The sequence below is a fragment of the Vibrio sp. MED222 genome (genome assembly GCF_000153005.1).
GTDB lineage: Bacteria > Pseudomonadota > Gammaproteobacteria > Enterobacterales > Vibrionaceae > Vibrio > Vibrio tasmaniensis_A.
The window spans coordinates 391,032-393,017 of record NZ_CH902609.1; the positions used below are offsets into that span (position 1 = coordinate 391,032).

Consider the following 1,986-nt stretch of genomic DNA (forward strand, 5'->3'; position numbering starts at 1 on the left):
CATGTGGTTTAATTCGATGCAACGCGAAGAACCTTACCTACTCTTGACATCCAGAGAAGCCAGTGGAGACACAGGTGTGCCTTCGGGAGCTCTGAGACAGGTGCTGCATGGCTGTCGTCAGCTCGTGTTGTGAAATGTTGGGTTAAGTCCCGCAACGAGCGCAACCCTTATCCTTGTTTGCCAGCGAGTAATGTCGGGAACTCCAGGGAGACTGCCGGTGATAAACCGGAGGAAGGTGGGGACGACGTCAAGTCATCATGGCCCTTACGAGTAGGGCTACACACGTGCTACAATGGCGCATACAGAGGGCAGCAAGCTAGCGATAGTGAGCGAATCCCAAAAAGTGCGTCGTAGTCCGGATTGGAGTCTGCAACTCGACTCCATGAAGTCGGAATCGCTAGTAATCGTGAATCAGAATGTCACGGTGAATACGTTCCCGGGCCTTGTACACACCGCCCGTCACACCATGGGAGTGGGCTGCAAAAGAAGTGGGTAGTTTAACCTTTCGGGGAGGACGCTCACCACTTTGTGGTTCATGACTGGGGTGAAGTCGTAACAAGGTAGCCCTAGGGGAACCTGGGGCTGGATCACCTCCTTATACGAAGATACTTACGATGAGTGTCCACACAGATTGATTAGGTTTAGAAAAGCAAAGAGAAGAAGAACTCCCAAGGTTCTTCGAAGTTTGTTTCTACTTTAAAGTGGAGATAAATTAGCAGTGTCCCGTTCGTCTAGAGGCCTAGGACACCGCCCTTTCACGGCGGTAACAGGGGTTCGACTCCCCTACGGGATACCATTGGGTCGTTAGCTCAGTTGGTAGAGCAGTTGACTTTTAATCAATTGGTCGCAGGTTCGAATCCTGCACGACCCACCATTTCCTCCCAAGGAAATAAAAATATGGGGCTATAGCTCAGCTGGGAGAGCGCCTGCCTTGCACGCAGGAGGTCTGCGGTTCGATCCCGCATAGCTCCACCATTCTTTCTCCATGAAGGAATTAAAACTATCATGGGCGATTAGCTCAGTTGGGAGAGCACCTGCCTTACAAGCAGGGGGTCACTGGTTCGAGCCCGGTATCGCCCACCATCTTTAAGCATTCTCGTAAGAGAGTGTTTAAAAATGGTTTTAATAGTTTAACGCTTTAAAACTCTTGCTCTTTAACAATTTGGAAAGCTGACTGATTGATTTACTTACGAGTAATTCAATCAAATTTAAAAGTTCTCAATGTTTATCTTTCATTAGATAAACACAACAAACACATTCAAGTGTCTTGTATTCGAATCAAACGTTAGTTTGATTCACAATTGAGTCCGGCAAACAGTCATCAAGAATTAACCCTTCTTGATGACAACCAAAAACCTTGGTTAGTTGCCATACGCTTATTTGTCTTCACTTTTTAAAGTGAAAGCAAATAGAAACCCTTTCGGGTTGTATGGTTAAGTGACTAAGCGTACACGGTGGATGCCTTGGCAGTCAGAGGCGATGAAAGGCGTAATAACTTGCGATAAGCCCAGATTAGGTAGTAATAACCTTTTGAGTCTGGGATTCCTGAATGGGGAAACCCACTTACATAAGTAAGTATCCTGTTGTGAATACATAGCAACAGGAGGCAAACCGGGGGAACTGAAACATCTAAGTACCCCGAGGAAGAGAAATCAACCGAGATTCCGAAAGTAGCGGCGAGCGAAATTGGATTAGCCCTTAAGCTTTTAATGAGACAGATGAAGAGTCTGGAAAGTCTCGCAATAAAGGGTGATAGCCCCGTAATCGACATCTCATAATCAGTGAAAACGAGTAGGGCGGGACACGTGATATCCTGTCTGAATATGGGGGGACCATCCTCCAAGGCTAAATACTACTGACTGACCGATAGTGAACCAGTACCGTGAGGGAAAGGCGAAAAGAACCCCTGTGAGGGGAGTGAAATAGAACCTGAAACCGTGTACGTACAAGCAGTAGAGCACCTTCGTGGTGTGACTGCGTACCTTT

At 47.1% G+C, this 1,986-nt stretch carries 4 tRNA genes and 3 other annotated features; all 4 genes read left to right on the top strand.

Annotation, left to right across the window (positions count from 1 at the left end):
- Positions 1–437 (top strand) — a sequence feature (16S ribosomal RNA rRNA prediction is too short).
- A 13-nt stretch (positions 438–450) separates the two neighbouring features.
- Positions 451–585 (top strand) — a sequence feature (16S ribosomal RNA rRNA prediction is too short).
- Positions 586–720: 135 nt separating this feature from the next.
- The 4 genes from MED222_RS05350 (at position 721) to MED222_RS05335 (ending at position 1,083) form a co-directional block, all read left to right on the top strand.
- Positions 721–796, top strand: a tRNA-Glu gene (locus MED222_RS05350).
- A 2-nt stretch (positions 797–798) separates the two neighbouring features.
- A tRNA-Lys gene (locus tag MED222_RS05345) sits at positions 799–874 on the top strand.
- A 25-nt stretch (positions 875–899) separates the two neighbouring features.
- A tRNA-Ala gene (locus MED222_RS05340) sits at positions 900–975 on the top strand.
- 32 nt (positions 976–1,007) lie between these two features.
- Positions 1,008–1,083: transfer RNA gene (locus tag MED222_RS05335), tRNA-Val, on the top strand.
- Positions 1,084–1,445: 362 nt separating this feature from the next.
- Positions 1,446–1,945, top strand: a sequence feature (23S ribosomal RNA rRNA prediction is too short).
- Positions 1,946–1,986: the final 41 nt, after the last annotated feature.